22 protein-coding genes and 2 pseudogenes are annotated in these 24983 nt (G+C 72.1%); 16 read left to right on the top strand and 8 right to left on the bottom strand.

The window, feature by feature from the left end; genetic code table 11:
* The first annotated feature begins 35 nt into the window (after positions 1 to 35).
* From ACWD5Q_RS08510 to ACWD5Q_RS08530, 5 genes are read left to right on the top strand one after another with little or no spacing between them, the layout of a single operon-like run.
* Positions 36 to 2807 (top strand): lantibiotic dehydratase, encoded by a 2772-nt coding sequence (locus ACWD5Q_RS08510; RefSeq protein WP_451426263.1) that lies wholly within the window; start codon positions 36 to 38, stop codon positions 2805 to 2807.
* Complete coding sequence (locus tag ACWD5Q_RS08515) at positions 2804 to 3877, top strand: lantibiotic dehydratase C-terminal domain-containing protein (RefSeq protein ID WP_451426264.1); 1074 nt, start codon at positions 2804 to 2806, stop codon at positions 3875 to 3877. Before ACWD5Q_RS08510 ends, ACWD5Q_RS08515 begins: the two co-directional genes overlap by 4 nt.
* Positions 3874 to 6222, top strand: coding sequence for an ATP-binding cassette domain-containing protein (locus ACWD5Q_RS08520; RefSeq protein ID WP_451426265.1), 2349 nt, complete (start codon positions 3874 to 3876; stop codon positions 6220 to 6222). The genes ACWD5Q_RS08515 and ACWD5Q_RS08520 overlap by 4 nt, the downstream gene beginning before the upstream one ends.
* The gene (locus ACWD5Q_RS08525; RefSeq protein ID WP_451426266.1) at positions 6219 to 6971 is read left to right on the top strand and encodes an ABC transporter permease; all 753 of its coding nucleotides are present in this window, start codon (positions 6219 to 6221) and stop codon (positions 6969 to 6971) included. Before ACWD5Q_RS08520 ends, ACWD5Q_RS08525 begins: the two co-directional genes overlap by 4 nt.
* On the top strand, positions 6968 to 8926 hold the full coding sequence (locus ACWD5Q_RS08530) for a TOMM precursor leader peptide-binding protein (protein ID WP_451426267.1): 1959 nt from the start codon (positions 6968 to 6970) through the stop codon (positions 8924 to 8926). The genes ACWD5Q_RS08525 and ACWD5Q_RS08530 overlap by 4 nt, the downstream gene beginning before the upstream one ends.
* Before the next feature lie 133 nt (positions 8927 to 9059).
* Here ACWD5Q_RS08530 and ACWD5Q_RS08535 read toward each other — a convergent pair whose 3' ends face one another.
* Positions 9060 to 9233, bottom strand: a complete 174-nt coding sequence (locus ACWD5Q_RS08535) for a thiazolylpeptide-type bacteriocin (protein ID WP_031179489.1) — start codon at positions 9231 to 9233, stop codon at positions 9060 to 9062.
* 182 nt (positions 9234 to 9415) lie between these two features.
* Here ACWD5Q_RS08535 and ACWD5Q_RS08540 point away from each other — a divergent pair, with 182 nt between their 5' ends.
* The 3 genes from ACWD5Q_RS08540 to ACWD5Q_RS08550 all read left to right on the top strand — a co-directional run bounded on the left by ACWD5Q_RS08540 (position 9416) and on the right by ACWD5Q_RS08550 (position 11389).
* Positions 9416 to 10756: an amidohydrolase gene (locus tag ACWD5Q_RS08540; protein WP_451426268.1), complete on the top strand. Its 1341-nt coding sequence runs from the start codon at positions 9416 to 9418 to the stop codon at positions 10754 to 10756.
* Positions 10757 to 10839: 83 nt separating this feature from the next.
* Entirely contained in the window at positions 10840 to 11154 is a 315-nt protein-coding gene (locus ACWD5Q_RS08545) for a DUF6400 family protein (protein WP_451426269.1), read from the top strand.
* Positions 11141 to 11389: a hypothetical protein gene (locus ACWD5Q_RS08550; RefSeq protein ID WP_451426270.1), complete on the top strand. Its 249-nt coding sequence runs from the start codon at positions 11141 to 11143 to the stop codon at positions 11387 to 11389. Before ACWD5Q_RS08545 ends, ACWD5Q_RS08550 begins: the two co-directional genes overlap by 14 nt.
* 208 nt (positions 11390 to 11597) lie before the next feature.
* On the opposite strand, the gene ACWD5Q_RS08555 is transcribed toward ACWD5Q_RS08550, so the two are convergent.
* The gene (locus tag ACWD5Q_RS08555; protein ID WP_451426271.1) at positions 11598 to 12212 is read right to left on the bottom strand and encodes an HdeD family acid-resistance protein; all 615 of its coding nucleotides are present in this window, start codon (positions 12210 to 12212) and stop codon (positions 11598 to 11600) included.
* A 213-nt stretch (positions 12213 to 12425) separates the two neighbouring features.
* Here ACWD5Q_RS08555 and ACWD5Q_RS08560 point away from each other — a divergent pair, with 213 nt between their 5' ends.
* Positions 12426 to 13205 carry a PIG-L family deacetylase gene (locus tag ACWD5Q_RS08560; protein WP_451426272.1) on the top strand — a complete coding sequence of 260 codons (780 nt, stop codon included), beginning with the start codon at positions 12426 to 12428 and terminating at the stop codon, positions 13203 to 13205.
* A 132-nt stretch (positions 13206 to 13337) separates the two neighbouring features.
* Positions 13338 to 14816 (top strand): protein kinase domain-containing protein, encoded by a 1479-nt coding sequence (locus tag ACWD5Q_RS08565; RefSeq protein WP_451426273.1) that lies wholly within the window; start codon positions 13338 to 13340, stop codon positions 14814 to 14816.
* A gap of 139 nt (positions 14817 to 14955) precedes the next feature.
* Here the strand turns inward: ACWD5Q_RS08565 and ACWD5Q_RS08570 are convergent, their stop codons facing one another.
* Positions 14956 to 15375: a VOC family protein gene (locus tag ACWD5Q_RS08570; protein ID WP_451426274.1), complete on the bottom strand. Its 420-nt coding sequence runs from the start codon at positions 15373 to 15375 to the stop codon at positions 14956 to 14958.
* 109 nt (positions 15376 to 15484) lie between these two features.
* On the opposite strand from ACWD5Q_RS08570, the gene ACWD5Q_RS08575 reads away from it, so the two are divergent.
* Positions 15485 to 16297, top strand: coding sequence for a TetR/AcrR family transcriptional regulator (locus ACWD5Q_RS08575; RefSeq protein WP_451426275.1), 813 nt, complete (start codon positions 15485 to 15487; stop codon positions 16295 to 16297).
* Positions 16298 to 16444: 147 nt separating this feature from the next.
* Here the strand turns inward: ACWD5Q_RS08575 and ACWD5Q_RS08580 are convergent, their stop codons facing one another.
* Both ACWD5Q_RS08580 and ACWD5Q_RS08585 read right to left on the bottom strand, forming a co-directional pair.
* Positions 16445 to 16834 (bottom strand): SgcJ/EcaC family oxidoreductase, encoded by a 390-nt coding sequence (locus tag ACWD5Q_RS08580; RefSeq protein ID WP_451426276.1) that lies wholly within the window; start codon positions 16832 to 16834, stop codon positions 16445 to 16447.
* A gap of 95 nt (positions 16835 to 16929) precedes the next feature.
* Positions 16930 to 17322: pseudogene (locus tag ACWD5Q_RS08585) on the bottom strand (SDR family NAD(P)-dependent oxidoreductase); the annotation flags it as partial.
* On the opposite strand from ACWD5Q_RS08585, the pseudogene ACWD5Q_RS08590 reads away from it, so the two are divergent.
* A pseudogene (locus tag ACWD5Q_RS08590) lies at positions 17321 to 17872 on the top strand (YbfB/YjiJ family MFS transporter); the annotation flags it as partial. The pseudogenes ACWD5Q_RS08585 and ACWD5Q_RS08590 overlap by 2 nt on opposite strands.
* 64 nt (positions 17873 to 17936) lie before the next feature.
* Here the strand turns inward: ACWD5Q_RS08590 and ACWD5Q_RS08595 are convergent.
* Positions 17937 to 18119: a hypothetical protein gene (locus tag ACWD5Q_RS08595; RefSeq protein ID WP_451426277.1), complete on the bottom strand. Its 183-nt coding sequence runs from the start codon at positions 18117 to 18119 to the stop codon at positions 17937 to 17939.
* Positions 18120 to 18395: 276 nt separating this feature from the next.
* Here ACWD5Q_RS08595 and wrbA point away from each other — a divergent pair, with 276 nt between their 5' ends.
* From wrbA to ACWD5Q_RS08610, 3 genes are all read left to right on the top strand, one after another.
* Complete coding sequence (gene wrbA / locus ACWD5Q_RS08600; RefSeq protein WP_451426278.1) at positions 18396 to 19013, top strand: NAD(P)H:quinone oxidoreductase; 618 nt, start codon at positions 18396 to 18398, stop codon at positions 19011 to 19013.
* A 377-nt stretch (positions 19014 to 19390) separates the two neighbouring features.
* On the top strand, positions 19391 to 20275 hold the full coding sequence (locus ACWD5Q_RS08605) for an NAD(P)-dependent oxidoreductase (RefSeq protein ID WP_451426309.1): 885 nt from the start codon (positions 19391 to 19393) through the stop codon (positions 20273 to 20275).
* Positions 20276 to 20491: 216 nt separating this feature from the next.
* A complete protein-coding gene (locus ACWD5Q_RS08610) occupies positions 20492 to 21232 on the top strand; it encodes a DUF4142 domain-containing protein (protein ID WP_451426279.1) in 741 nt (246 codons plus the stop codon).
* 189 nt (positions 21233 to 21421) lie between these two features.
* Here ACWD5Q_RS08610 and ACWD5Q_RS08615 read toward each other — a convergent pair whose 3' ends face one another.
* Entirely contained in the window at positions 21422 to 22384 is a 963-nt protein-coding gene (locus ACWD5Q_RS08615) for a helix-turn-helix domain-containing protein (RefSeq protein WP_451426280.1), read from the bottom strand.
* Positions 22385 to 22791: 407 nt separating this feature from the next.
* On the opposite strand from ACWD5Q_RS08615, the gene ACWD5Q_RS08620 reads away from it, so the two are divergent.
* Positions 22792 to 23706 (top strand): GNAT family N-acetyltransferase, encoded by a 915-nt coding sequence (locus ACWD5Q_RS08620; RefSeq protein WP_451426281.1) that lies wholly within the window; start codon positions 22792 to 22794, stop codon positions 23704 to 23706.
* A 202-nt stretch (positions 23707 to 23908) separates the two neighbouring features.
* Here the strand turns inward: ACWD5Q_RS08620 and ACWD5Q_RS08625 are convergent, their stop codons facing one another.
* Positions 23909 to 24892, bottom strand: coding sequence for an alpha/beta hydrolase (locus ACWD5Q_RS08625; protein WP_451426282.1), 984 nt, complete (start codon positions 24890 to 24892; stop codon positions 23909 to 23911).
* Positions 24893 to 24983: the final 91 nt, after the last annotated feature.

The raw sequence follows: 24983 nt of genomic DNA on the forward strand, positions 1-24983 counted from the left end.
GGACGGCAGCACACCCCACACGAAAGGAGGAGGGCGTGAACCCGACCGCCACCACCCCGGCCGAGGACACCCCCGCCGCCATCGGCGGACCGGCGGCCCTGCACAGCCGGTTCATGCTGCGCGTCGCGGGCCTCCCGGCCGGCGCCGTCGTCGCCCTGCGGGCCCCCGAAGCAGCCGACTGGGCCGCCCGGACCGCTCTCGAGGAGGACCGGCTCGGCGCCCTCGGCGCCCGCCTGAGCGACCCGCTCTCCGAGGCGGTCGGCGCCACCGAGGACGCCGGGCTCCGCCGCCGCCTGCTCGCCCTGCGCCGACAGGTCTTCAACAACCGCCTGCCCGGCGACCTCGACGCGGCCCGCTCCCTCGCCGCCGGCCTCGGCGGCACGACCGGAGCCGACCTCGCGGCCTGGCTGGACGCCCGGGTCCGCTGGGAGGAACTGCGCGCCGAGGGGAACTCCGTCCTCGCGGCCGGATTCACCCGCACCCGCACCGCCCTGCGCGAGCTGGCCCGGGACGACCGACTCCGGCGGGGACTGCTGCTCGCCTCGCCCACCCTGGAGGAACGGCTCGACGCCTTCGCCGCCGACCCGGCCCCGGTACCCGGCAAGCGGGCCCGCAAGATGGAGCGCTCGCTGCTCTCCTACCTCTACCGCACCGCCTGCAAGACCAGCCCTTTCAGCACCCTGACCGGCGTCGCCCTCGGCGGCTTCGAAACCGCCGGAGCGGGCCCCGCACCGGTTCCCACCCAGGTCGGCGACGACTGGACGGGGCACCCGCGGCTCAACGTCGTCGTCCTGACCCGTCTCGCCGAACTCATCGCCGCCGACCCGGAGCGCCGTGCCGACCTTCCGGTGGCCCTCGCCTCCGGGTGGAAGCTCGACGAGGACCGCGTGCGCTACGTCCAACGCGCCGTCACCGCCGGCGACGACAGTGCCCCGGTCAGCTTCGACGCCGCCCAGGACCGCCTCTTCTTCCTCCGCCGCCACGGCGCCCTGGACGGAATGCTGGCCCTGCTGAGGGACCACGACGGCACCCTCCGCCACGGTGCCCTGGCGCGCTGGCTGGCCACCACCACCGGCGCCGGCGAGAAGGAGGCCGGGCACTACCTCACCGCCCTGCGCGACCTCGGGATGCTCCAGCTCCCCAGCCTCGCCACGGGCGTGCACGGCGGCGACCCGCTGAACACCTTCCAGCGGTCACTGCGCGCCCTGGACCGGCCCTGGTCCGACGCGCTCGCCGCCCGCCTGGACGGCCCGGCCGACGCCCTCGCGCGCTATCCGGAAGCGGACGTGCCCACCCGCCGCGCCCTGCTCGGCTCGCTCCGCGCCGATCTGCTCGCCCTCCAGGCCGACCTCGGCGCCGAACACCCTGCCCTGCCGCAGACCCTCCTCTACGAGGACGTGTCCGCCGGCACCACCACCGCCGACCTGGCCGAGTGGGCCGCGCTCGCCGCCGCCCCGCTGCGTTCACTCGGGCGCATCCTGCCCGCCTTCGACGTGGCGCTGCCCCAGCGGCTCACCCTCAAGGGCTTCTTCCTCGCCCGCTTCGGCCGCGGCGGGCGCTGCGAGGACCTGCTGCGGCTGGTGCACGACTTCCACGAGGACATCTTCCGGCAGTACCTCCAGTTCACCGCCACCAAGGACGACTTCCTCCCGGACGGCAGCCACGCCCCCGAGGAGAACTGGCTGGGCGTGCCGGAGATCACCGCCGTCGACACCGCCCGCGCGACGCTCACCGCCCGGGTGCGCGCGGGCTGGTCCGAACTTCCTTCGGACGCCGAGGAGTTCGTCCTCGACGACGCCACCGTGGACGAGGCGGCCGCCGCCCTCGCCGACGCCGCGCCCGCCTTCCAGCCGCAGAGTCACTTCCTCCAGCTGGCGCGCCGCGACGGCGACCCCCTCGTCGTGCTCAACGACTCCTTCGGCGGCCTCTGCTTCCCGTTCACCCGCTTCACCCACTGCTTCGACGGCGAGCCGGGCCCGGGCCTGACCGCCGCCCTGCGCGAGGAGGTGCGCCGGCTGCTCCCGCCCGGCGCGGTCTTCGCCGAGATCACCGCCGGTGCCGCCACCACCAACCTCAACCTCCACGGCCGCCTCACCGACTACGAGATCGTCTGCCCCGGCGAGCACAGCACCGCCCCCGAGGAGGCCCGCCTCCACCTCGACGACCTCTACGCCGTGCACGACCCGGACACCGACCGGCTGGTCCTGCGCTCCCGCCGCCTCGAGCGAGAGGTCGTCCCGCTCTACCTCGGCTATCTCGTCCCCATGGTGCTGCCCGAGATCCCGCGCACTCTCCTGCTGTTCTCCCCGACCGCCCGCTCCGTGCTGGACGTGTGGCGCGGGGTGCCCCTGGGGCCCGAGGAGGAGGGCGTCACCCGCCGGCCCCGGGTCCGCCACCAGGCCCTCGTCCTGAAGCGGCGCTCCTGGACGGTCGCCGACGGCGGTCTCCCGCAGCGCGCCCCCGGCACCGGCGACGCCGACTGGTACCTCGCCTGGCACCGCTGGCGCACCCGGCACGGGCTGCCCGCCCGCGTCTTCGCCACCGTCCACGAGGAGGCCGCCGACGGCGAGGGCGGCGGCTGGTTCGGCGGCTCCAAGCCCCAGTACGTCGACTTCGACAGCCCCCTCTCGCTCACCGCCCTCGAAGGACTGGTCGCCGGCAAACGCGCCCGCACCGTCTTCGAGGAGATGCTCCCCGGCGAGGACGAACTCCACGTGACCTCTCCTCGCGGCCGTCACGTCGCCGAACTCGCCGTAGAAATGCTGCCCCGCCCGGCCGGCCTGCCCGAAGAGGACGGAACCAGATGACCGCACCCACCGCTTCCCCGTCCGAAACGGCCGCCGACGACGCCCCCGGCACGTGGCTGGCCGTGCACGTCTTCTACGCGGCCAGCCCCCGCCCGCTGCTCCTGCAGTGCGTCAAGCCGCTGGTGGACGCGCTCACCGAGGAGGGCCTGCTCGCCGGACACTTCTTCATCAACTACTGGCTGGAGGGCCCCCATCTGCGGCTGCGCCTCAAGCCCGCCCGGGCCGCGCACGCCGCCGCCGTCCGGGAGCGGACACACGCCGCGCTCGCCGCGTTCCTGCGCGAACGCCCCGCGCTGTACGAGGTCAAGGCCGGCTTCCTCGCCGACCTGTACGAGACCCTCTTCACCCTGGAGTACAGCGAGGACCAGCGTGCCGAACTCCTCGGCCCCGACGGGCGGATGAAGCTGCGGCCCAACAACACCTTCGAGGACCGTCCCTACGAGCCCGAGTACGCCAAGTACGGCGGGCCCGCGGGGGTCGCGCTCGCCGAATGGCACTTCCAGCACTCCAGCGACCTGGTCATCGAGGCCGCCCGGAGCATGAACCTCCACCTGCGTACGGTGCTCCTCGGGCTCTCCGCGCAGCTGATGATGGTCATGTCCGGCACCTTCCTCGGGGACGACGAGGCCCTGCTGGCCTTCCTCGACCGCTACCACATGTTCTGGAACAGGGCGTTCAGCGGCACCAGTTACACCGCCGACAGCGGCTATGACCGCGCCTACAGCACCATGGGCGCCCGCCTCCCCGAGCGTTTCCAGCACATCCGGGAGGCGGTGGCTCAGGGCGAACCGGAACGGCTTCCCGCGTTCCTGCGCGGCTGGGCCGCCCACTGCGCCGAACTCCGCGACCGCGCCGCCGGCCTGGCCCGGCGCGGCGAGCTGACCTTCCGCGCCTGGGACGGCACCCGCGACATCCGCCCCTGCGACCCGGCGCACGCCCTGCCGATGCTGTTGTCGCCGTACCTGCATATGACCAACAACCGGCTGAGCCTGACCGTCCGCGACGAGGCGTTCCTGTCCTACGTCCTCGCCCGCGCCCTGCGCGACGGCGTCCCGGAGGACAAGGAGTGACCACCGACGCCTTTCTCTCCGCCCGGCCGCGCGTGCGCCCCGACGTCGTCGCCGGCCCCAGCCTGGTGCGCGGACCGGCCCGTATCCATCTGCTGAAGGACCCGCGCTCCGGGCAGCGCCTGGAGGTGGGCCCCAGGGAACACTTCCTCATCACCCGTCTCGACGGCAGCCGTACCCTCGCCGAGATCGGGCGGGAGTACGCGGGAGAGTTCGGTGCCCGGCTCGGCGAGGCCCAGTGGGGACAGATGCTCCGGCTGCTCCATGGCCGGGGTCTCCTCGACGGCGCTCCCGTACCCACCGCGCCGCCTGCCGCGGCACCGTCCGGGCGCCGCCCCAACGGCGTTCTCGCCGGACGGACGCGGCTGGTCGCGGACGCGCCCGCACTCATGGACCGGCTGCACCGCGCCACCGCCCCCGCCCGGCGGCCCGCCGTCCTGATCGTGCTCACCGCCCTGGCCGTCGCGCTGCTCGCCGCGGTCGCCGTCCAGGCCGGCACCCTGTGGCGGCAGACCGAGCAGACCGCGCGGCAGCCCGTGCTGCTGCTTGCCATCGGATGCGTCCTGTGGTGCAGTCTCGCCCTCCACGAGCTGGCCCACGGCCTGTTCGCGCGCGCCTGGGGCGGCCGTGTCACCGAGATCGGGCTGCGCTGGATCCTCGGCGCGACCTACCTCTACTGCGAGGTCGAGGACGTCCAGTTCCTCGGCAGCCGCGCCCGCAAGGTCGCCACCGCCTGCGCCGGGGCGTTCGCCAACCTCCTCTTCCTGGTGCCCTTCGCCCTGGTGTGGGCGCTGCTGCCGCCCGGCGCCCAGGCCCGCCCCGCGCTGGGCGCGCTGCTGCTCCTCGGCGCCGTCTCCGCCGTCGCCAACCTCCTGCCGCTGCCGCCCCTCGACGGCTACAAGGCCCTCGGCCACGCCCTCGGCGTCACCGGCCTCGCCGCGGGAAGCCGCACGTTCCTGGCGCTCGCCGTCCGCGCACTGCTCCGTCGCGACCGCGCCACAGCCGCGTACCCGCCCCGGCTGCGGCTGCTCTACGGCGGCTTCGCGCTGCTCACCGCGGTGCAGAGCGCCGCGCTCCTCGCCCTGTCCGGGGCAGCGCTGCACGCCGTGCTGCCGGACGGCCTGGCGGCGCTCGCCTGGTGGCTGCCGCCCGCCCTGCTCGGCGCCGTCCTGCTGCTCTGGGCGCTCGGCGCGCTGGGCCGTACCCTGCGCGCCCGTCGCACACCGCCCTCCGCGGCCGTCGGACCCGAATCCGCCGAGCGTCCCGACGGGCCGGGGCGCCGGCCGACCGTACCCCCCATTCACCCGTCGGGGCCTTCCGCCCCGGCGGAGGCAGGAACCGGACGCGCCCCGCGCGCTCCGGATCCGTCGGACCACGCAAGGAAAGGCAAGATGAGCGGACCCGACAGCGAGACCGCGGCCGCCCACGGCGGCACCGCGACCGAGACGGTCGTCGTCGTGGACGGCGTCACCAAGCGGTACGGGGAGGTGACGGCCCTCGACGGCGTCTCCCTGACCGTCCGGAGCGGCGAGTTCTTCGGCATCCTCGGCCCCAACGGCGCCGGCAAGACCACCCTGGTGGAGATCGTCGAGGGGCTGCGCGAGGCCGACTCCGGCACCGTCACCGTCCTCGGCGCGAGCCCCTGGCCGCGCGACACCGCGTTGCTCGCCCGGATCGGCGTACAGACTCAGGCATCGGCGTTCTTCGCCCGCCTCACCGCCGGCGAGCATCTGCGCACCGTCGCCGCGCTCTACGGGATGGACCCGGCCGCGGCGCGCACGGCGCTGGAACGCGTCGGGCTCACCGAAAAGGAGAACGCCCGGGTCGACCACCTCTCCGGCGGTCAGCGGCAGCGCCTCGCCGTCGCGACGACGCTGCTCCACGAACCCGAGCTGATCTTCCTCGACGAGCCGACCGCCGCCCTCGACCCCGAAGCTCGGCGCGAACTGTGGGACCTGCTGCGCTCACTGCGCTCCGAGGGCCGCACCATCATCTGCACCACCCACTACCTCGACGAGGCCGAGGCCCTCTGCGACCGGGTGGCGATCATCGCCCGCGGCCGGGTCGTCGCGCTCGACACGCCCCGCAACCTCATCCGTTCCCTCGCTGCCCCCGCCCGGCTGCTGCTGCCCGCGGCGGAACTCTCACCGGAGGCCGCCCGCGCCCTGGACGGGGTGGACCGGGCCACCGTCGAGGGCGACGAACTCGTCATCGAGACGACCGCCGCCAACCATGTCCTCACCGCTCTCGGCGACCTGGTGGACATCGAGACGGTCACCGTGCGCACCGCCACCCTCGAGGACGCCTACCTGACGCTGACCGGAACCGGAACGGAGCACCGCCGTTGAGCGCGTACGCCGCACTGACCAGGGCCACTTACGTCGCGAGCGTACGCGACAAGACGACCCTCTTCTTCACCTTCGCCTTCCCCCTCGCCTTCCTGGTCCTGTTCGGCCTCATCTTCCGGGGCCAGCACGTCAACGGCGGCCTGTCGTCCATCAACTACATCGCCCCGGGTGTGCTCTCCTGGGGGGTCGGCAACGCCGCCGTGTTCTCCGTCGGCTTCGCTCTCATGCAGTGGCGCCGGGACGATCTGCTCCGCCTGATCTGGCGCACCCCGACCCCGCTGCGCACCCTCCTCGCCTCCCGCTGGACCGTGGCACTGGGCGTCGCCTGCGTGCAGACGGTGCTCTTCACCGCTGTCGCGCTGCTGCCGTTCTTCGGCCTGCGGCTGAACGGGCCCTGGTGGGCGGCGGTACCGCTCCTGATACTGGGCGTCACCGCGTTCCTCGCCATGGGGCTGGTCGTCGGCAGCGTCGCCGACACCCCGGAGGCGGTCGCGGCCATCGCCAACATCGTGATGGTGCCGATGGCCTTCCTCTCCGGCTCGTTCTTCCCCGACGACCTCATGCCCGGCTGGCTGCGCACGGCTGCCAAGGTGCTGCCGCTGCACTACCTCAACGACGGGCTCACCGACGCGATGGGCGGCCGCGGCGACCTCGGCGACATCGCCGTGGACTGCGCGGGACTCGCCCTGTTCGCCGTGCTCTTCGGGCTGATCGCCACCCGGATCTTCCGCTGGAGCAACCGGACATGACCACTGTCACCGCCCCCGCGCCGGCCGTATCCCCTCTGGAGGCCGCCCGCGCGGATCTCCACGCCCGTCTGGCGGCCCGCGCCGCAGCCGCCGGAATGACCGCACCCGCCGTCTCCCGCATCGGCGACGCCAACGTCCTCGGGGAGACGCCCCGGCAGGCCGTGCCCCCGCACACGGCGGCCGTCCACCTCACCGCCCAGGCCGTGCTGTTCGGCCCCTGGGGTGGAAGCCCCGACGCCGGGCCGGCCTGCGGCACCTGTCTGGCCATGCGCCGCCAACGGCTGCGCACCCGTACCGAACGCGAGGCACTGGAGACCGGCACCGAGACCACCGCCGCCGGCCACTGGCCCGTCCTGCCCGACCACACGGTGGACGCCGTGTGGTCGCTTCACCGTCTCATCGTCTCCGGCGCCGCCCGCCACACCCCGGCCGGTGCCGATGCGGCGCTCCCCCTGGTCACCGAACTCGACCTGGAGACACTGCGGGTGCGCACCTTCCCGCTGGTGCCGGAACCGATGTGCCCGCACTGCCGCCCGTTCACCAGGGAGGCGGAGGAACGGGCCGCCGCGGAGGCAGCCGTGGCGCCGCTGGCCGCCCGGCCCAAGCCCCGCCCGGACGCCTACCGGCTGCGCCGCCCCGCCGACTACCCCTTGCCGGTCAAGGGCCTGGCCAATCCGGTGTGCGGGGTCCTCGGCGGCGGCACCTGGATCGACGTCACCTCGCCCACCACCGCGCCGGTCGCCGGCAGTGTCTTCATGCGGGGTTACGCCGGTCTCACCGACGTCACCTGGAGCGGCCAGGCCAACTCCTTCGCCCGCAGCCGCACCCTGGCCTTCCTGGAGGGCCTGGAACGCTACGCGGGCACGCACCGCCGCCACCGCGCCCCCGTCGTCACGGCCTCCCTCGACGAACTGGGCGACCGGGCCCTGGACCCGCGCGCCTGCGGGCTGTACGGGCCGCGCACCTACGCCGAGGACCCGATGGTCGAGCCGTTCGATCCGGCCCGGCCCCTGCCCTGGGTCACCGGCTGGTCGCTGCGCGACGAGCGGCCGGTGCTCGTCCCGGCCCGGCTCGCGTACTACAGCGCGGGCACCCGCGAGGACAACTTCGTCTTCGAGTGCTCCAACGGCTGTGCCACCGGCGGCACTCTGGAGGAGGCCGTTCTCTTCGGCCTGCTGGAGCTCGTCGAGCGGGACGCCTTCCTGCTCGGCTGGTACGGCGGTCTGCCGCTGCCGGAGATCGACCTGGAGTCGGTGCGCGGTCCGCAGGTGCGGGCGATGGTGGCGCGGGCCGCGCTCCAGGGCTACGACGTCCACGTCTTCGACAACCGGGTGGACCTGCCCCTGCCCGTCGTCACCGGCCTCGCCGTCCGCCGCGATGACGCGCCCGGGAGTCTGGCGTTCGCCGCCGGGGCGTCCTTCGACCCGGAGACGGCTGTGGAGTCCGCGATCTCGGAGATCCTCACCTACATCCCGCACCTGCCGCGCCAGGTCGCCGAACGGCCCGGCGAACTCGCCGCCATGGCCGAGGACTTCGACCTGGTCAAGCGGCTCCCGGACCACGCGGCGCTGTTCGGGCTGCCCGCCATGCGCCGCCACGCCCGCAGCTACCTCGCCACGCCCCACGTCGCGCCCCTGGCCGAGCTGTTCACCGGATGGGAGGAGCGCCGGCCCCGCACCGGGGACCTCCGCGACGATCTGCTGTTCCTGCGCGACCTGCTCGCCGACGTCGGCTGCGACGTCATCGCCGTCGACCAGACCACACCGGAGCAGCGCCGGATGGGACTGCGCACGGTCGCCACGATCGCCCCCGGGCTGCTGCCGATCGACTTCGGCTGGCTGCGCCAGCGGGCGCTCCACATGCCGCGCCTGCGGACCGCGCCGTACCGCGCCGGCCTGGTCCCGGCGCCGCTGGGGGAAGCGGACGTGCGGCGGGTGCCGCATCCCTTCCCGTGACCGGTGAGGACGCCCTGCCCTCCGGTCCCGGGGCGCCCGTCCGGACCCGGGACACCGCGCGCAGGGACCCCGCACGCCGAGGACCCCCGGCTCGCGCCCGCGCGCCAGGGGCCCTCGCGACCGACGACGGACGTCAGGCGGTGCAGGAGGTGGTGCTGGTGGTGCTCGAGCAGGTGCTGGTGGAGGAGCAGCTCGTGGACGAGCCGAGCATGACCTCGCTGGCGTCCGAGTAGTCGGTGATCTCGAAGGTCTCCGACTCGAGGTCCAGGATCTCCTGGGCGAGGGAGGCGAGGGTGTTGTCGGCCATGATGGCTCCTTCTGGGTCCGGGGACGGGACGCCGGACGGGACGGGACGGTCCCGGCCGGTGGTGCGCTGAACCTGCCGGAGAACTCCGGGCCTTTCGGCACCTCCCTTTCTATGCGGTGCCGCCGTCACCGCACTTGCCGTCCGCTGTCACCCTGCTGGCACCCACCCCAGGAGTCCCGCCCATGAGCACCCACCGACCCGTACCGGGCGCCGCCACCGACCACGGCCGGCCCTCCCCCGCCCTCCCCGGCCTGGACACCCTGCTGGCACCCGCCACCGAGCTGTACCTCGACCTGCACCGCCATCCCGAACTCTCCGGCGCCGAACGCCGCACCGCCGCCCGGTTCGCCGACTGGCTGGACGCCGACGGCTTTCGTGTCCTGCGCGGCGTGGGCGGCCACGGCGTGGCCGCAGAACTGCGCAACGGAGACGGTCCCGCCGTTCTCCTGCGTGCCGAACTCGACGCGCTGCCCGTCGCCGAGGACACGGGTGTCCCCTATGCCAGCACCGCCACCGCCCCCGGTCCCGACGGGGTGCCCGTCCCCGTGATGCACGCCTGCGGCCACGACGCCCACCTGGCCTGCGCGGCGGCCGCCGCCCGCTGGCTCGCCACCCATCGGGACCGCTGGCGAGGCACCCTCCTCGTCGTCGGCCAGCCCGCCGAGGAGACCCTCAGCGGCGCCCGGGCCATGCTGGAGGACGGCCTGTACGACCGGATCACCCCGCCCGACGAGGTCCTCGCCCAGCACACCGCGCCCTTCCCGGCCGGGATGGTGGCGCATGCCGAGGGACCGGTGATGGCCGGCAGCATCACCTTGGAGGCGCTCTTCGAGGGCGACGGCGGCCACGCCGCCACCCCGCATCTGACCGCCGACCCGCTGTTCGCCGCCGCCGGTGTCGTGACGCGCCTCCCCACCATCGCCGCCCGCGAAGCCGACCCCGCCGAGCGTCTGGTCCTCACCGCCTCCTCGCTCCGGACCGGAGACGCGGGGCACACCGGGAACGTGATCGCCTCGCGCGCCGTCCTGCGCCTCACCATCCGCGCCTTCTCCGAGGCGGCCCTGGACCGCGCTGCCGCCGCCGTGGAGCGCGTGGTCCGCGCCGAGGCCGCTGCCGCCGCCCTGCCGCCCCGGGTGACCGTCACCCCGCTCTCCCGCTCCGGCGTCACCCTGCCCGACCCTGACGTCACCAGCGCCGTCCGCGCCGTCCACCGGGAACTGTTCGGCGCCGCTCGCGTCACCGGCTGGCCTGCCGCCTCGGCCACCGAGGACTTCCCGCTCCTCACCGGCGCGGGCGCTTCCCTCCACGGACGGCCCGGCATCCGCGGAGGCTACTGGATGCTCGGCGCGGTCGGTCCCGCCCAGTGGGCGGCCGCCCCCGGCACCAGCGCCGCCGAGAAACTCCGGGCCCTGCCCGCCAACCACGCCCCCCGCTACCTGCCCAGCGTCCGCCTCACCCTGGAAACCGGAACGGCCGCCCTCACGACGGCGGCGCTGGCACGGCTGGGGGCGAGGGGGCGCTGAGGGACAGGGATGCGCGCCGACCTGCTGTGACTTCCCCCACCCACCCTTGCCCCACCCAGCAAGGTCTACCTAAGTTCTGCCCTATGTCCCCCCATGACCCCACTCTCCCCCACGAACCGGATGAAACCGCCGCAGGCCGTCGGCCCGCGGCGGACCGCCCGGACAGCGCGTCGCCGGTCGACTTCAGTGTCGACCTGACGTCGCACGAGGCCCTGCGCCGCACCCATGTCCTCGCCGCTCTCGGCCCCGACTGGGACCCCCTCGCGGTGCTGCGCGACGAGGACAGGGCACGCGACCTGCTGTACTCCGATCTCAGCGAGGAGCAGCAGCGCCTGTACGACGACCTGGTCGCGGCGGGCGTGCTGCCCGGGAGAGGGGGCGGCAGTGCTGCCTCTTGACCCTCAGGCCGAGATCGGCCGCCGCGCCTGGGTGGCCTGCCCGAACTGCAACGACAGGGCCGGATGTGTTGCATGCGAGGAGCGGCGTACCTGCGGCAAGCACTGGCGCTACCTGCTCTCCACCACGGGCAGCCTGCTCCACCTCCAGTGCCCGTCGTGCACCCACATCTGGACGCACGAGTCCGGTTTCGGAGCGACACGCGTGAACGATCAGGGAAGTCGCCAGGCCCGGTGATCACGCAGTTCTCCGGATGCCGGTCGCGAGCCGGCCGGGATGCAGTCCTGGGCGGGCCCCAGTAAGCCCGGATTTTGTGGCGCTCGGGGTCCGGGCGACCGGCTCGGCGTTCGCCGCGTTGCCGATCAGGGCGCCGAGGGCGAGTGGGATGCGGCGACCGAGTACGCCGCGCACCATGCCTGGCCGGGCCGTGCGCGGCCCGGGACTGCTATCGGGTGCGTACCCGCAGGACGACGGCGTGGACCGCTTCGGCGGCGCCCAGGACGACCAGCCAGATTCCGGTCCACAGCGTGAGGGTGGCGATCGAGCCGAAGGGCCAGACGATGAGCAGGATCCCGGCCAGCGCGGAGACGACGCCCAGGAACGCGTGCCAGCCCCGGGCCGGCAGGTCATGGGTCGAGATCGCCACGGACACGGCCATGATGCCGCGCATCAGCCAGCCGAAGCCGATCCACAACGCGAGCAGCAGGACCGACTGCGCGGGACCGCGGAAGCACAACAGCCCCAGGAACACGCTGAGCGCACCGCTGATCACGCCCAACGCCCGCAGGTGCCCCGGCACATGGTGCGCAAACGCCCCGCCGAGCTGGAACACACCGCTCGCCAGCAGCGCGACGCCGAACAGGGCACCGGCCACGGTCAGGGTGGCGCCGGGCCACACCAGGACGACGACACCGAGGGCGAAGGCGGCGACTCCGGCCGCCAGCAGCATCTGCCACCCCGAAGCCGCCAGAACGCGCATCATGGCGTTGCCGTTCGCGCTGTCCGAGAGGTTCCGCTCGCCCCGCGGGTCAACACTCGGTGTCACATGGGGGGTAGTCATGACGTCTGCCTTCTGAGTCGGCGCCTCGGCGTTGTTCCGGACGCGCTGCTGGAGGCGCCGCGACCGGCGCACCCGGAAGCTACTGCGCGCCGGACAGTCCGTCTTGACTCGTAGTGCAACGTCGTTGCCCGGGAGCGCCCTGAGCCGCGTGCGGGCTGCTCCGGGGAAAGGGCGTATGGCCATCTCAGGTGCCATGGGAGAGACTCCACTGCTGTGACCGTATCTCCCTCGTCCGAGCCGAACCTGCTCGCGGTCTTCGCCCACCCGGACGACGAGTCCCTGGTGGCCGGCGGCGTTCTCGCCCAGCACGCCGCCGGGGGAGCACGGACCGCCGTTGTCACTGCGACCTGGGCGCCGGACAGTCATCGTGCTGCGGAACTCGCCGACGCTCTGCGGGTCCTGGGAGCCGGCGAGCCGCGCATGCTGGGGTACGCCGACGCCCGCGTACCCGAGTCGGCGCCCGGGGAGGCACGGTTGGGCGACGCTCCGCTCGAGGAGGCCGTCGAGCGGCTCGTACGACACCTGCGTGAGGTACGCCCGGACATCGTCGTCACCCACGACGCCTACGGCGGGCTGTCCGGCCACCCGGACCATGTGCACACCCATCGCGTGACCCTGCTCGCCGTGCAGGCCGCCGGACTTGAGCGTCGGTACCTCGACACTGGAGAACCGTGGCAGCCCAGCGCGCTCTACCTGGCCACACATCCGCACTCGCGCGTTGCGGAGCTGGGCGGCCTCCTGACCGGGGTCGGCAAGTCCGTGCTCAGCGTGCCGGACGAGCGGGTGACCGCAACGGTCGACGTGAGTCCCTGGCTGGAGCAGAAGTGGTCTGCCATCGTCGCGCACCGCAGGGAAGTGGAGCGAGAGCGCTCGCTGCCCGGCATCCTGTCCACTCTGCCTGCCGAAGCCAGGCGACGGATCCTCTCCACCGAGTACTACACGCGACTTGAGGCCGCGCCCACAGCCGGTGGCCTGGAGAGACTCACTGCCTGACTCGTGCCGGGGCGTAGGAGGCAGAAGGACACACGGAAGCGGCCGCTCTGGCCATGCCGTCCTGTCAGCGCAGGCCATCGCCTGAACACACCGTAAGCTGCGTCGGGATCCACGATTCACGGGGAGGCGCGGGTGGGGCGGGACATGGTCCTCGGCGGCCGGTACGAGCTGATCGAGAGGCTCGGGCAGGGCGGCATGGGAACGGTCCATCGTGGGGTGGACCAACGGCTCCGGCGTACCGTCGCGGTGAAGCTGCTCTCTCCGGCACTGGCCCACGATCCTCAGTCGCGAGCCCGCTTCCGGCGTGAGGCACACGCGGCCGCCGCGTTGAACCACCCGGCCGTGGCCACCATCCACGACGTCGGCGAGGAGCCGGACCCGGACGGCCCACGGCCCTACCTGGTCATGGAATACGTACAGGGCACCACCCTCGCCGAAGCCCTCCGCGACGGACCACTGCCCGTCGCGGAGGCGGTCAACGCGGCGTGCGCCGTGCTGGACGCGCTGGAGCACAGCCACGAACGTGGAATCGTGCACAGGGACATCAAGCCCTCGAACATCATGCTGGCCGGACCCGACACCGTGAAGGTTCTCGACTTCGGCATCGCGAAGGCATTCACCGAGGCCGCCACCCGCATCACCGGCAGCGGTGCGGCCATAGGCACTCCCGCGTATCTTTCGCCCGAGCAGATCAACGGGGAGGAGATCGACCACCGGGCCGATCTGTACGCGATGGGATGCCTGCTGCACGAACTGCTCACCGGGCAGCCGCCGTTCCGTGGCGCCTCACCGTTCGCCGTCATGCATCAGCACCTGTTCGCCGAACCCGAGCCGGTCTCGCGGCTTCGGCCGCAGGTACCGCCGGCCGTGGCCGCGGTGATCCAACGCGCCCTGCGCAAGGACCCGGCGGAACGGTTCGCCGACGCCGGCCAGATGCGTGCGGCTCTCACCGAAGCCCTCGCACAAGCGGCCATGCCGACGATCGAGGCCGTCGGCCCTGCCGCTCCGGCTACGCGCTCCGCCGGTCGAACCCCGCTGCGGGACCGGTTCCGGATATCGCTGCGTCCCTCGGTCCAGGGCGCCCTGGCCCTGCTCGGATGTCTGTTGTCGTGGCTGTGCGCACGGGGTGAATTGGTGGACACCGACCACTTCGGGCGGGTCGCCGTTGCGGCCGCTCTGTTGGGCGTGGTGGCGCTGCCATGGTCGGCGCGCCTGTCGTGCGCGGTGAGCTGGGGACCGGTTGCCGAGGCCGTGGCGGTCAACTCCGAGGTGCGGCGCGCCGACGTCGGATGGGACAGCTCGTTCGTCGGCATCGGGGCCCTGCTCGCACTGACCGCCGCCTGCTGCCTCGTCGGCGCCGCCCGCAGCCGGGAGCGCGGCGCCGGCGCACTGGTCGCCTTCTGGTTCAGCGCCACCGCGTCGATCTGGTACTTCCTGGACGACCTGCGCAAGCTCTTCGTCTTCTACCTGCTTCTGGCACTGGTGACCGGTGCCACCATGGTGTGGGAAGCCGTGGGACTCGTGCGGCGCCGGACCGGTGACAGGCGAGCGGTCCCGGCTGGCCGTCCGTCAACCTGGCAGCGCCCCGCAGCGGGCGCGCGACCCCGCTGAGCCGAGCGTAGGCGCTGCGCTGTTCCACTGCGACGCCGCCCCGGCCGCCGGCGGGATCCCCATCGCCATGGGGATCCCGCCGGTGCGACCTCCTCACCGTCGCCGGCCGCAAGAGTTACGTTTTCCCCGCGCCGGGAGGTCATCCGTGCGCGGCGCCGGAACCGGTCGGCTCAGCGTCGGCGTTCGCGTTCCAGGCGACCAGTTGCACGATGACGCCGCTGGGATCGCGGACCTGGAAGGCGCGTTCGCCCCACTCCTCTTCGGTCAGCGGCATCGTGATCGTGACACCCTCGGCGCGCAGGCGTGCCAGCTCGCCTTCGAGGTCGTCGACGACGAAGGCGAGGATGAGACCGGCGGCATGGTCGTCGCGCTGGTCCGCGGGGAGCGTCGCCAGCCCTCGCCGCAGAAAGATGACATTCATGCCGACGTCGTCACGCGTCAGGGACGCGAATCCGTCGGCGCTCATCTCCTCCCTGAAGCCGAAGTGATCGACGAGGAAGGCAGCGGAGCCGGGGACGTCGTCGACGTTGAGCGACACGGCGCTGGACGTGACCTTCATGGGGACTCCTTCAAGGTGACGCATCTCTGATGCTCGACACGAACTCCCACTCACTCTGTACAGCGTACAAAATAAAGCGTACAGGGATGCGGTGCGAGAGGATTGCCCTGTGCCGACGGAACGAACCAGCGCGGGCGACCCGGCCCGTACCCTGCAGCTACTGTGGCGTCACTCCACCCCCGACCGCCGCCGAGGCCCACGACGCGGGCTGAGCGTCGACGCGGTGGTCGAGGCGGCCACCGCCATCGCCGATGCCGAGGGCCTGGACTCGGTGACCATGCGGCGACTGGCCCAAGAACTCGGTGTGGTGCCCATGACGCTGTACACCTACGTCCCCGGCAAGGCCGAACTGCTCGACCTGATGCTCGACGCCGCCTATGCCCGTATGCCCCGTACGGTCACCACCGGACAGCCGTGGAACCAACGCGTCACCGCCATCGCCGAGGAGAACAAGGCCCTCTTCGCGCGGCACCCTTGGGCCGCGACCATCTCCACCGCCAGGCCTCCGCTCGGACCGGGGCTGATGGCCAAGTACGAGCACGAGTTGTCCGCGCTCGACGGCCTGGGCCTCAGCGACGTCGAGATGGACGACTGTCTGACCTTTCTGCTCACCTTCGTACAGGCATGCGCCCACGCAGCCGCCGACGCCCGTGCCGCCCAGCACGACAGCGCCATGAACGACCGACAGTGGTGGGAGGCGAACGCCCCGCTCCTCGCCCGCGTCCTCGACGAGAACGCCTACCCCACGGCGGCCCGCGTCGGAACAGCGGCAGGCACCGCACACGGCAGCGCCTACGACCCCGATCACGCCTACGTCTTCGGCCTGCAACGCGTCCTCGACGCCTTCACCGCACTCATCGACCGGGGCCGAAAAGCGGACACGGGCACACCGCCGCACGAACGCTGCGCCGACGCCTCATGAGCCGGCCCCCTCGCGCCCATGCGGGTCACCGTCGCCCCGCGGTGAGCGGCGTGCGCGGCGACACCGACCCGACACCATGGGTGGTTCCCCGCTGACGGTCAGCGGGGAACCACCCCCTCAGCACCGGTTCGGCCCGGCGGTACGTACTCAGCCGTTGTCCGGCAGGGGGCCGGACACCTGGTAGTGGCTGATGTACCACCGGCCCTGGACGCGCGTGACCAGCACGCCGAGGTTGAGACTTTTCGTGGGACGGTCGACGAACATGAAGTCGACGGCCAGATAGCCGAGTACGAGGTCTTCGCCGAGGCGCCTGGTTTCGAGAATCCGGTAGTCGAGTGTCATTCCGAGGGGCTGGGAGTCGTAGTACTCCGCGATGCCCGGCCGTCCGACGCTGTAGGGATGCAGTCCCTGGAAGATCGCGTCCTCGGTGAAGAAGGAGGCCACCCGTTGGGGTTCGTGCCTCTCGATGGCGTCCTTCCACTGGTCGAGGACATGACTCAGGACGGCTTCGCGGCCCGTGTTCGTCGTGTTGTCCATCGGATTCCTCCGGTCAGGTGAGTTCGGGGTCGGGGTGGGGGCGGGAGGCCGGGCGGTTGTGGTGCCGCGCGGCCGGTTCGGGGCCTGTGCCCGGCTCAGTGACCCGCGCTCATGCCTCCGTCGACGTGGAGGATCTCGCCGGTCACGAACGGGGCCTGCTCCAGGTAGAGCACGGCGTCGACGATGTCGCCCAACTCGCCCATCCGGCCGATCGGGTGCAGGTCCGCGAGGAACTCATGGGTCTCCTCGGGATGCATGGGGGTCTTGATGGTGCCCGGCGACACCGCGTTGGTGCGGATGCCGCGTCGGGCGTACTCGATGGCGAGGGACTTGGTCGCGGACTGCAGGCCGCCCTTGGCCAGAGAGGCCAGCACGGAGGGCACCTTGGAGTCAGGGCTGTCCACCAGGCTGGTGGTGATGTTGACGACGTGACCGCCGCCCTGGGCGAGCATCTGCTCGACCGCCAGCTGAGTGATGCGGAAGAAGCCGGGCTGGGCCGGCAGCGGCGCCTGGGTACTGGCCGGACTGGCCGCCGTACCGTCCTCGGCGCTGTGGGCATGGCTCGGGCATCGCTGGTCCCGCCCCGGCCTGCTCCTCACCGCGCTGGTCGTCCAGGCCGTCGGCATCGCCCTGCCCGCCGTGGTCGGCGGAGTGCCGGCGGCACTGGTCTCCGCGATCCTGTTCGGCGCGACCTTCATCGGCGTCAGCACCCTCGCCCTTGCCGCGGGCGCTCATCTGCGGTTCCCGCGGTCGGTCGCCCTGCTGACCGCCGGCTACTCGGTCGGCCAGATCCTCGGCCCGTCGGCGGTCACCCCCTTGCTCCACCACGGCTACCACCAGGCCCTGATCCTGGCCTCGGTGGTGGTCCTGGCCGCCGCGGGCGCCGCCGCCGTGCTGCGCGTCGGCTTCCCTCACGCGATGCCGGTCGTAGGCCGGCCCCCTGAGGCACGGTCTGCCGGACAGACGGGGCAGTCCGCACCGGCGTGCGCCGTCCCCGTGCCGGACGAGGGCGAGAGCGAGGGCGAGGGTAAGGCCTGAGCAGCCCGGGCCGCCGCCGGCCAACCGCAGCCGCCGGGAGCAGTCGCGCGGGCGAAGACCGTGCTCAGACGCCTGCCACGGCCTCCGGCGCCGGCCATCCGCCGAGGAGAGCCAGGCAGTTGGGCCACAGGGGCTGCACAACCACCGACCGCGCGGCTTCCCGGGTGTCGGTCACGGCGACCTCCCCACGCTGCTGGGCCTCGGCGACGACAGCGTCGGCCGGAACGCGCGCCCAGGCGGCCCTCACACACGCTCCGCGTGCACCGCACTGCGCGGCGCAGCGCCATCTCAAGGGCCGGGAAACGCACTTCGACCCGTGGAGTCGCCACCACGGGAACCCGCGCCCGGCAGCAAGTCCGGACATCTGTTGCACCACCCGTCCGGGCGGTTTACTGTTCAACCACGCGCCGCAAGCGCACATCTCGTCAGTTCTGGGATGTACAGCTCAAATGAAAGCTACTTAAGCACCATGGGCTTTTTCCGTCGCAACACCGACAGCACCGCTGGATTGGAGACCACCCCCGTGACTTCCCCCGTCAAGCTCGCGGTCATCTACTACTCCTCGACCGGTTTCAGCGCCGAGATCGCGAAGGAGATCAGCGCGGCGGCAGAGAAGGCCGGGGCTGAGGTCCGGCTGCTGAAGGCCGCGGAGCTGGCCCCCGAAGCGGCCATCGCCTCCAACGAGGCGTGGGCCGCCCACGCGGCCGCCAGCGCCGGCATCCCGGTGGCCACCCCCGCCGACGTCGAGTGGGCCGACGCTGTGATCTTCGGTTCTCCGACCCGCTTCGGCAACATCGCCTCGCAGCTCAAGCAGTTCATCGACACCCTCGGCGGCCTGTGGGCCCAGGGCAAGCTCGCCAACAAGGTCTACAGCGGCTTCGCCACCACCGCCACCACTCACGGCGGCCAGGAGTCCACGCTCCTCGCGCTGTACAACTCCATCCACCACTTCGGCGGCATCATCGTCTCCCCCGGCTACACCGACCCGGTGAAGTTCATCGACGGCAACCCCTACGGCACCTCCCACGTCGACGCCCAGGGCAACAACCCGATCGGCGACACCACCCGCAACGCCGCCCGGCACCAGGCCGAGCGCGTCATCCAGATCGCCGCGGCGCTCAAGGCCGGTCTCTCCGCCTGAGCCGCACTCCGCACCGCCGCCGCGCCGACAGGGACACATCTCTTCCTGTCGGCGCGGCGGCGTATGGGCGGGATGCTCCGTGCCGTCGGACGATGAGCGGTTCCGGCCCGGTGTGTCATGGCCGGCCGCCTGCGCGTGCCGGCAGACAGCGGGAGCCCCTGCGCGAGGTCGCGGACTTGAGCACGGCCCGCGTCCACCATGAGTGAGCACCCGACCCCGGTGTGTAATCTGGTGGCGCTTGCCGCACCGCCCTCCCGGGCTGGGTGGAAGACCCTCGGGATGTCCACCAGCGCTGCGAGCACGGGTCCGCCCTCCTCGAGCGGCGCACCCTGCCGTGGCCGCACGGTCGGCCGCTCGGAGACAACAGGAAGGCCATGATGGCGGGAATGACGGTCGGATTCGTCGGTCTCGGCGCGATGGGACAGGGCATGGCCGCGGCTCTGGTACGCGCGGGCCACCGCGTGCGGGTCTGGAACCGCTCGCCCCAGCCGGTCGCCGCGCTGGTGGAGCAGGGTGCCGAGGCGGCCGGGGACATCGCCGGAGCGTTCGCCGCCGACGTGGTCCTCTCCATGCTCGCCAACGACGACATCGTCGACCAACTGCTGCTCGACCGGGCGCTGCTGGCGGGGGCGAAGGCCTCCCTGCACGTCAACATGGCGACGGTCTCACCGGAGCTCACCGACCGGGCGGAGGTTCTGCACAGCGAGTACGGCATCGGGTACCTGGCGACGCCCGTCCTCGGCCGTCCCCCGGTGGCCGCCGCCGGTGAGCTGAACATCCTGGCCGCAGGCGACCCGGCGCTCCTCGGCAGGGCCGAACCGCTGCTGACGGCGATGGGCCGGCGCATCTGGAATTTCGGCGAGCGTCCCCGGCAGGCCATCATCGCCAAGATCAGCGTCAACTTCCTGCTGGCCTGCGCGATCGAGGCGATGGCGGAGGCGTGCACGCTGGCCGAGGCCAACGGCGTACGCACGACCGACCTCATCGAGATGGTCACCGACACGGCCTTCCCCGGCCCGGTCTACGGCGGCTACGGTCCGATGGTCGCCGAACGCCGCTACGAGCCCGCCGGCTTCCGCCTCCCCCTCGGTCTCAAGGACGTCAACCTCGCCCTCGCGGCGGGCGCCGGGGCGAACGCCCCGCTGCCCTTCGGCAGTGTGCTGCGCGACGCCTTTCTCGACGCCCTCGCGCACGGGGACGCCGACAAGGACTGGGCGGTCATCACGGACGTCTCCCGGCGCCGGGCCGGCCTGCCCACGTAGAGTCGTCAAAGCCGTGGCCACGACGGAGTTGTGACCTCGCGCGCGACGTGCAGGGGGCCGGCCGGCCCCCTGGCTGCCCGGGGATCGGCCGCGGCTCGGTCCCTGTGTCTTCGACGCGGTACACAGCCGCTTGCACGTTCTGCCCGCAGCGGTGATCCATCCGCCGGGTCCGTACGTACTTCCTGGCGTAGCAAGCCGCTCACGCCTGGAGGCAGCATGCCCATTTCCCGGAACATGGCCGGAACCGTCTTCCTGGCGGGTGCGCTGGGGCTGACCCTCACCGCCCTCGCGTACCCCGCCGTGCTCGGTGTCCAGACCACGTCCAGTTCCCCGGACCGTGTCATCGCCAACACCCGTTACGGCCCGTTGACCGAAGCGGACCGTGACTTCGTGGTCAAGGTGCGCTCCGCCGGGCTGTGGGAGTACCCGCTGGGCGAGATCGCGTTGAAGAAGGGCTCGACACCGGAGATGAGGGAGGCCGGCAAACACCTGATCGTCGGCCACGCCGGACTCGACGCGATGTGCCGCAAGATCGCCCCGGAACTGGGCATCACCCTGCCGAATCAGGCGACCCCGCAGCAGCAGCAGTTCGTGGCGACCTCGGCGGCGGCGAACGGCAAGGAGTTCGACAACACCGCCGCGAACATCATGCGGGTCACCCACGGCCAGATCTTCCCGGTCATCGCGAAGGTCCGCGCCACCACCAGGAACACCATGGTGCGCCAGCTCGCCGACCTGGCGAACGACACGGTCCTCGACCACATCACGGTGCTGGAGAAGACCGGCACGGTCAACTTCGACCAGGTCCTCTTCCAGCAGAGCACCCCGCCCAAGCTGCCCAAGGACCAGCTCACCCCGCCCCCGCCGCAGCCGGGCGCACCCATGGTCGTCCTCACGCCCCGCCCGGACCTGAACGTGAACACCGCCTCCCCGGCGCCCAGCCCGGCGGTCGGCTGATCAGCGGCGGGAGCTGTCCCGTCCAGAAGGTGTCAGGCCTCGGACGGACGGGATGGCCGGATGGCCGGTGAGGGCGTCCGGGCAGTCCGTCGCGGCCGGTGGCCCACACCCGGGCGGGCCAGGGAGCCATGGATTCAGGGCATCCGGAAAATCAGGTGGGAACATGCGACGGGCGGCCCTCGCCACTCATCATGCCGGGTGGCGCAGTTCACGCCACGCCTGCGGGGACAGCCCGTAGGCGGCCTTGAAGGCGCGGCTGAAGTGGGACGGGGACTTGAAGCCCCAGCGGTGGGCCAGATCGGCGATCGTCTCCGTCGTCGGCGGTACGCGCGAGAGGTCGCGGCGGCAGGCGTCGAGCCGTTGCGTGCGCACCCACTCGCCGAATCCGACGCCGCTCCGGGCCAGGACGGCGTACAGGTGGCGCACCGAGATGTGATGAGCGGCGGCAACGCGGGCGGGAGTGAGGTCCGACTCGGCCAGATGCGTCCGCATGTATGCGAGGATGCGCACGCTGAGCGCCTCGTGCAGGGGCCCCACGGCGAGCGAGGGCTTGTCGGACTCCACCGCGATCACGGCGCGGATGAGCTCCATGCTCGGCGCGGCGAGCAACCGGTCGGCGGTCCCATCGAGGAGTTCGCGGCTTTCGGCCAGATGGGCCAGATACCCCGCCGCCAGTCCGGCCACGGCGTCCTCCGCACCCAGGGTGCGGGCGACGACCTGGCCCAGCACCTTGTCGGGCAGGGCGATCTCGTGCACCGGGACACGGAAGAAATGCATGTCCACGCCATGGTCGAACAGCAGCGTGTAGGGCCGCCGGGTGTCATAGAAGGCTATGTTCCCCGGGTGCAGGACAGCACTGCGCCCGTCCTGGATGACGGTGCTTTCCCCGGAGACCTGCAGGCTGACGAAGAGCACCGGCTCATCGTCAGCCTTCGCCAGTGTGGCGGTGCGATGCACGGTGGCGGGGTTCGCCTGCACCGAACTCATCTGAAGCGATCCCACGTTCGTGATCGTCACGTCCGCCTGCACCTGCTCCGGCTTGCGGGGCAGCACGAGTTCGACCGGTACGACCTGCTCCCGAATCATCTGGCGAAGCGCCTCGGCACGGTTCCCGAGGGGGACGGTCGCCGTTCTCCAAGTCGTGGTCGTCATGATCGTCCTTCCCACGGTGGCACGGACGGAGACTAATCACCCGCTGGTGGGAAACGGGCCGCTCAGGCGGCCGACGTCCGCATCCGGCACGCAGAAACCACAACCCTGCACTCACAGGCCGATACAGCGGGCCCGGCCGGCGTTCCCTCGTCGGCAGGGAGCCGGCGCCTCCAGCGCCTGCGACCGTCCCCGCGCACGGTCTTGGACCATCTGTACCGAATCTACCCGAAGTTCGGAATTACCTGCCGAGCGGAGCCGGCCCGAGCCCTGAAGGCCGACGAACTCGCATGAGCCCTGGGCGGATCCGCCTGACCCGGCAGCCACCTTCGCGGTCTTTGGGCCGCATGCCACACGGGCGCCGAAAAACCACTGGCTCAGCACCTCGACGACACGGTAAGTGTGATCAAATGACGGAATTCAGCATCCTGGGTGACAGCGCGGAATGGCAGCAGGACTTCGAGCGGCGGCTTCGGGCCTCGTACACCGCCGCCGGGCTCGGCGCCGCCGCGACCGAGCGCGTACTTGAGGATCTACGCACCGAAGTCGGCGACTGGACCGTGGCCGAGATCACGGACGCCGGGACCCGGGTGGGATACGTCGCCGTGGTCGTGGCCGACAACAACGGCACGCTCGCGGGCCGTATCGGCGACCTCCGCGTCCACACGCCCCACGCCGGTCAAGGGCACGAACAGGCCGCCCGCGACTGGGCCGAGCGGTGGTGCGCGGAGCGCGGCGCACGCCGGCTGGAGGTCCGGCTCACCGAGCCCGCGGGCGAGTTGTTCGACCACTATCCCGTCCAGGCGCAGAGAAGGATGCGTCCCCTCAGCTCCCCGCCGGAGCCGCTCGACGGCGTCACCGCACGGCCCATGACCGAGGCCGAATATCCCGAGTGGCTCGCCCACGAAAAGGCCTCCTACGTCGCGGGCATCGTCCGGGCGGGAGCCCTGAGCCCCGAGGAGGCCGTGCGGAAGTCCGACCGCGACTTCGAGAAGCTGGTCAACGAGGGCCTGGCGACGCCCGACCACACGTTCCTGGTACTCGAGGCGGCGGGTGAGCGGATCGGCACCGGCTGGTTGAAGCACGGTTTCCTGCCGGGTGTCACCTACGGCTACTCGCTGCACGTCGAGGAGCGGCACCGCGGCAAGGGATATGGGCGGGCCGCGATGGCGGTCGGTGAGCAGGCCACCCTCGCGGGCGGCGACTCGGCGCTGATGTTCACCGTATGGGGCGGCAACGAGGTGGCGATGAACCTGTACACGAGCGCCGGTTACCGGGTCCTGGAGGAATCCCGTTCCCTCGGCCTTCCCCCCGCCGTGGCCTGACCCGGCTCACGGCGCGGCGGTACCGCACCCCAGGGGCCGGTACCGCCGCTTCGCGACCTGACGTGACCGATCGGCCGCCTCGGTCGTCTTGTCCGCGCCGCCCCTTGGCGTCAGCGGGTGAAGCGCGGGACGAAGGTGAGTGCCGTCTGGGCCACCTCCCGCCGGCCGTGGTCGACGGCCACGTCGGCTTTCACCGCGGCTTTCACATCGGCCACGGGTGCAGCGCCGCGTGCAGGGTGTCCATGGTCTGGATGCGCGCCGCCCGGGAGGCATCACTGCCCCGCAGCGACTCGAAGAGGAGGAAGCCATGCACGGTGCCGTGGTAGCGGACGGATACGACGGACACGCCGGCCCGGCGCAGTCTGGCCGCGTAGCCCTCTCCTTCGTCCCGTAGCACGTCGGCTTCCGCGGTGACGATCAGGGCCTTGGGCAGGCCCGTCAGCTCGGCGTCCGTGGCCCGCAGAGGAGACGCCGTGTTCCTGAGCCGGTCCGCGGGGTCGGGGACGTACTGGTGCCAGAAATGCCGCATGGCCTCCCGTCCGAGGAAGAAGCCCTCGGCGAAGTCCCGGTAGCTCTCGGTGTCCATCGCCGCGTCGGTCACAGGACAGAGCAGCACCTGCTGAACGAGTCGTACTCCGCCGCGTTCCTTGGCGAGCAGGGTGAGCGCGGCAGCCAGGTTGGCTCCTGCCGAGGCCCCTACGACGGCGATCCGGTTCCCGTCCAGCCCCCGCTCCTCCCCGTGGTCGGTGATCCAGCGCGCGACCGCGTACGCCTGCTCCACCGCCACCGGGTAACGCGCCTCCGGTGCCCGGTCGTATTCCGGTACGACGACCGCGGCCTCCGCGCCCAGTGCGATGTCGGCGATCAGATGCCCGTGCTCGGTCGCATCGGTCAGCATCCAGCCCAGCCCATGGAGGAAGAGAGCGACGGGCAGCGGCCTGTCCAGGCCGACCGGCCGCACAATGCGAACCCTGATCCTCTGTCCGTCACCGCAGTTGGGCAGCGCGAGCCATTCCTCGCTCACGTCCTCAGGCAGAGCGTCCCCTGTCAGCAGGGACGCCGCCCAGGCCCGGGCCGGCCCGGGGTCCGCTCCCCATGGCACCGAGGGGCAGACATGCCGCTGAACGAACTCGGCAACCGTGTGCTCCAGTACAGGCGTCTGGGGCGATAAGTCGTCGAGGCGCACGCGAAGCTCCTGCTGGAGGTGGTGGTCGTGCCCGCACTGTAGAAAGGCTTCCGCCATCCCGTACGCCCGTCAGCGCACCATGCGATGACTA

The sequence above is a fragment of the Streptomyces sp. NPDC002513 genome (genome assembly GCF_053595355.1).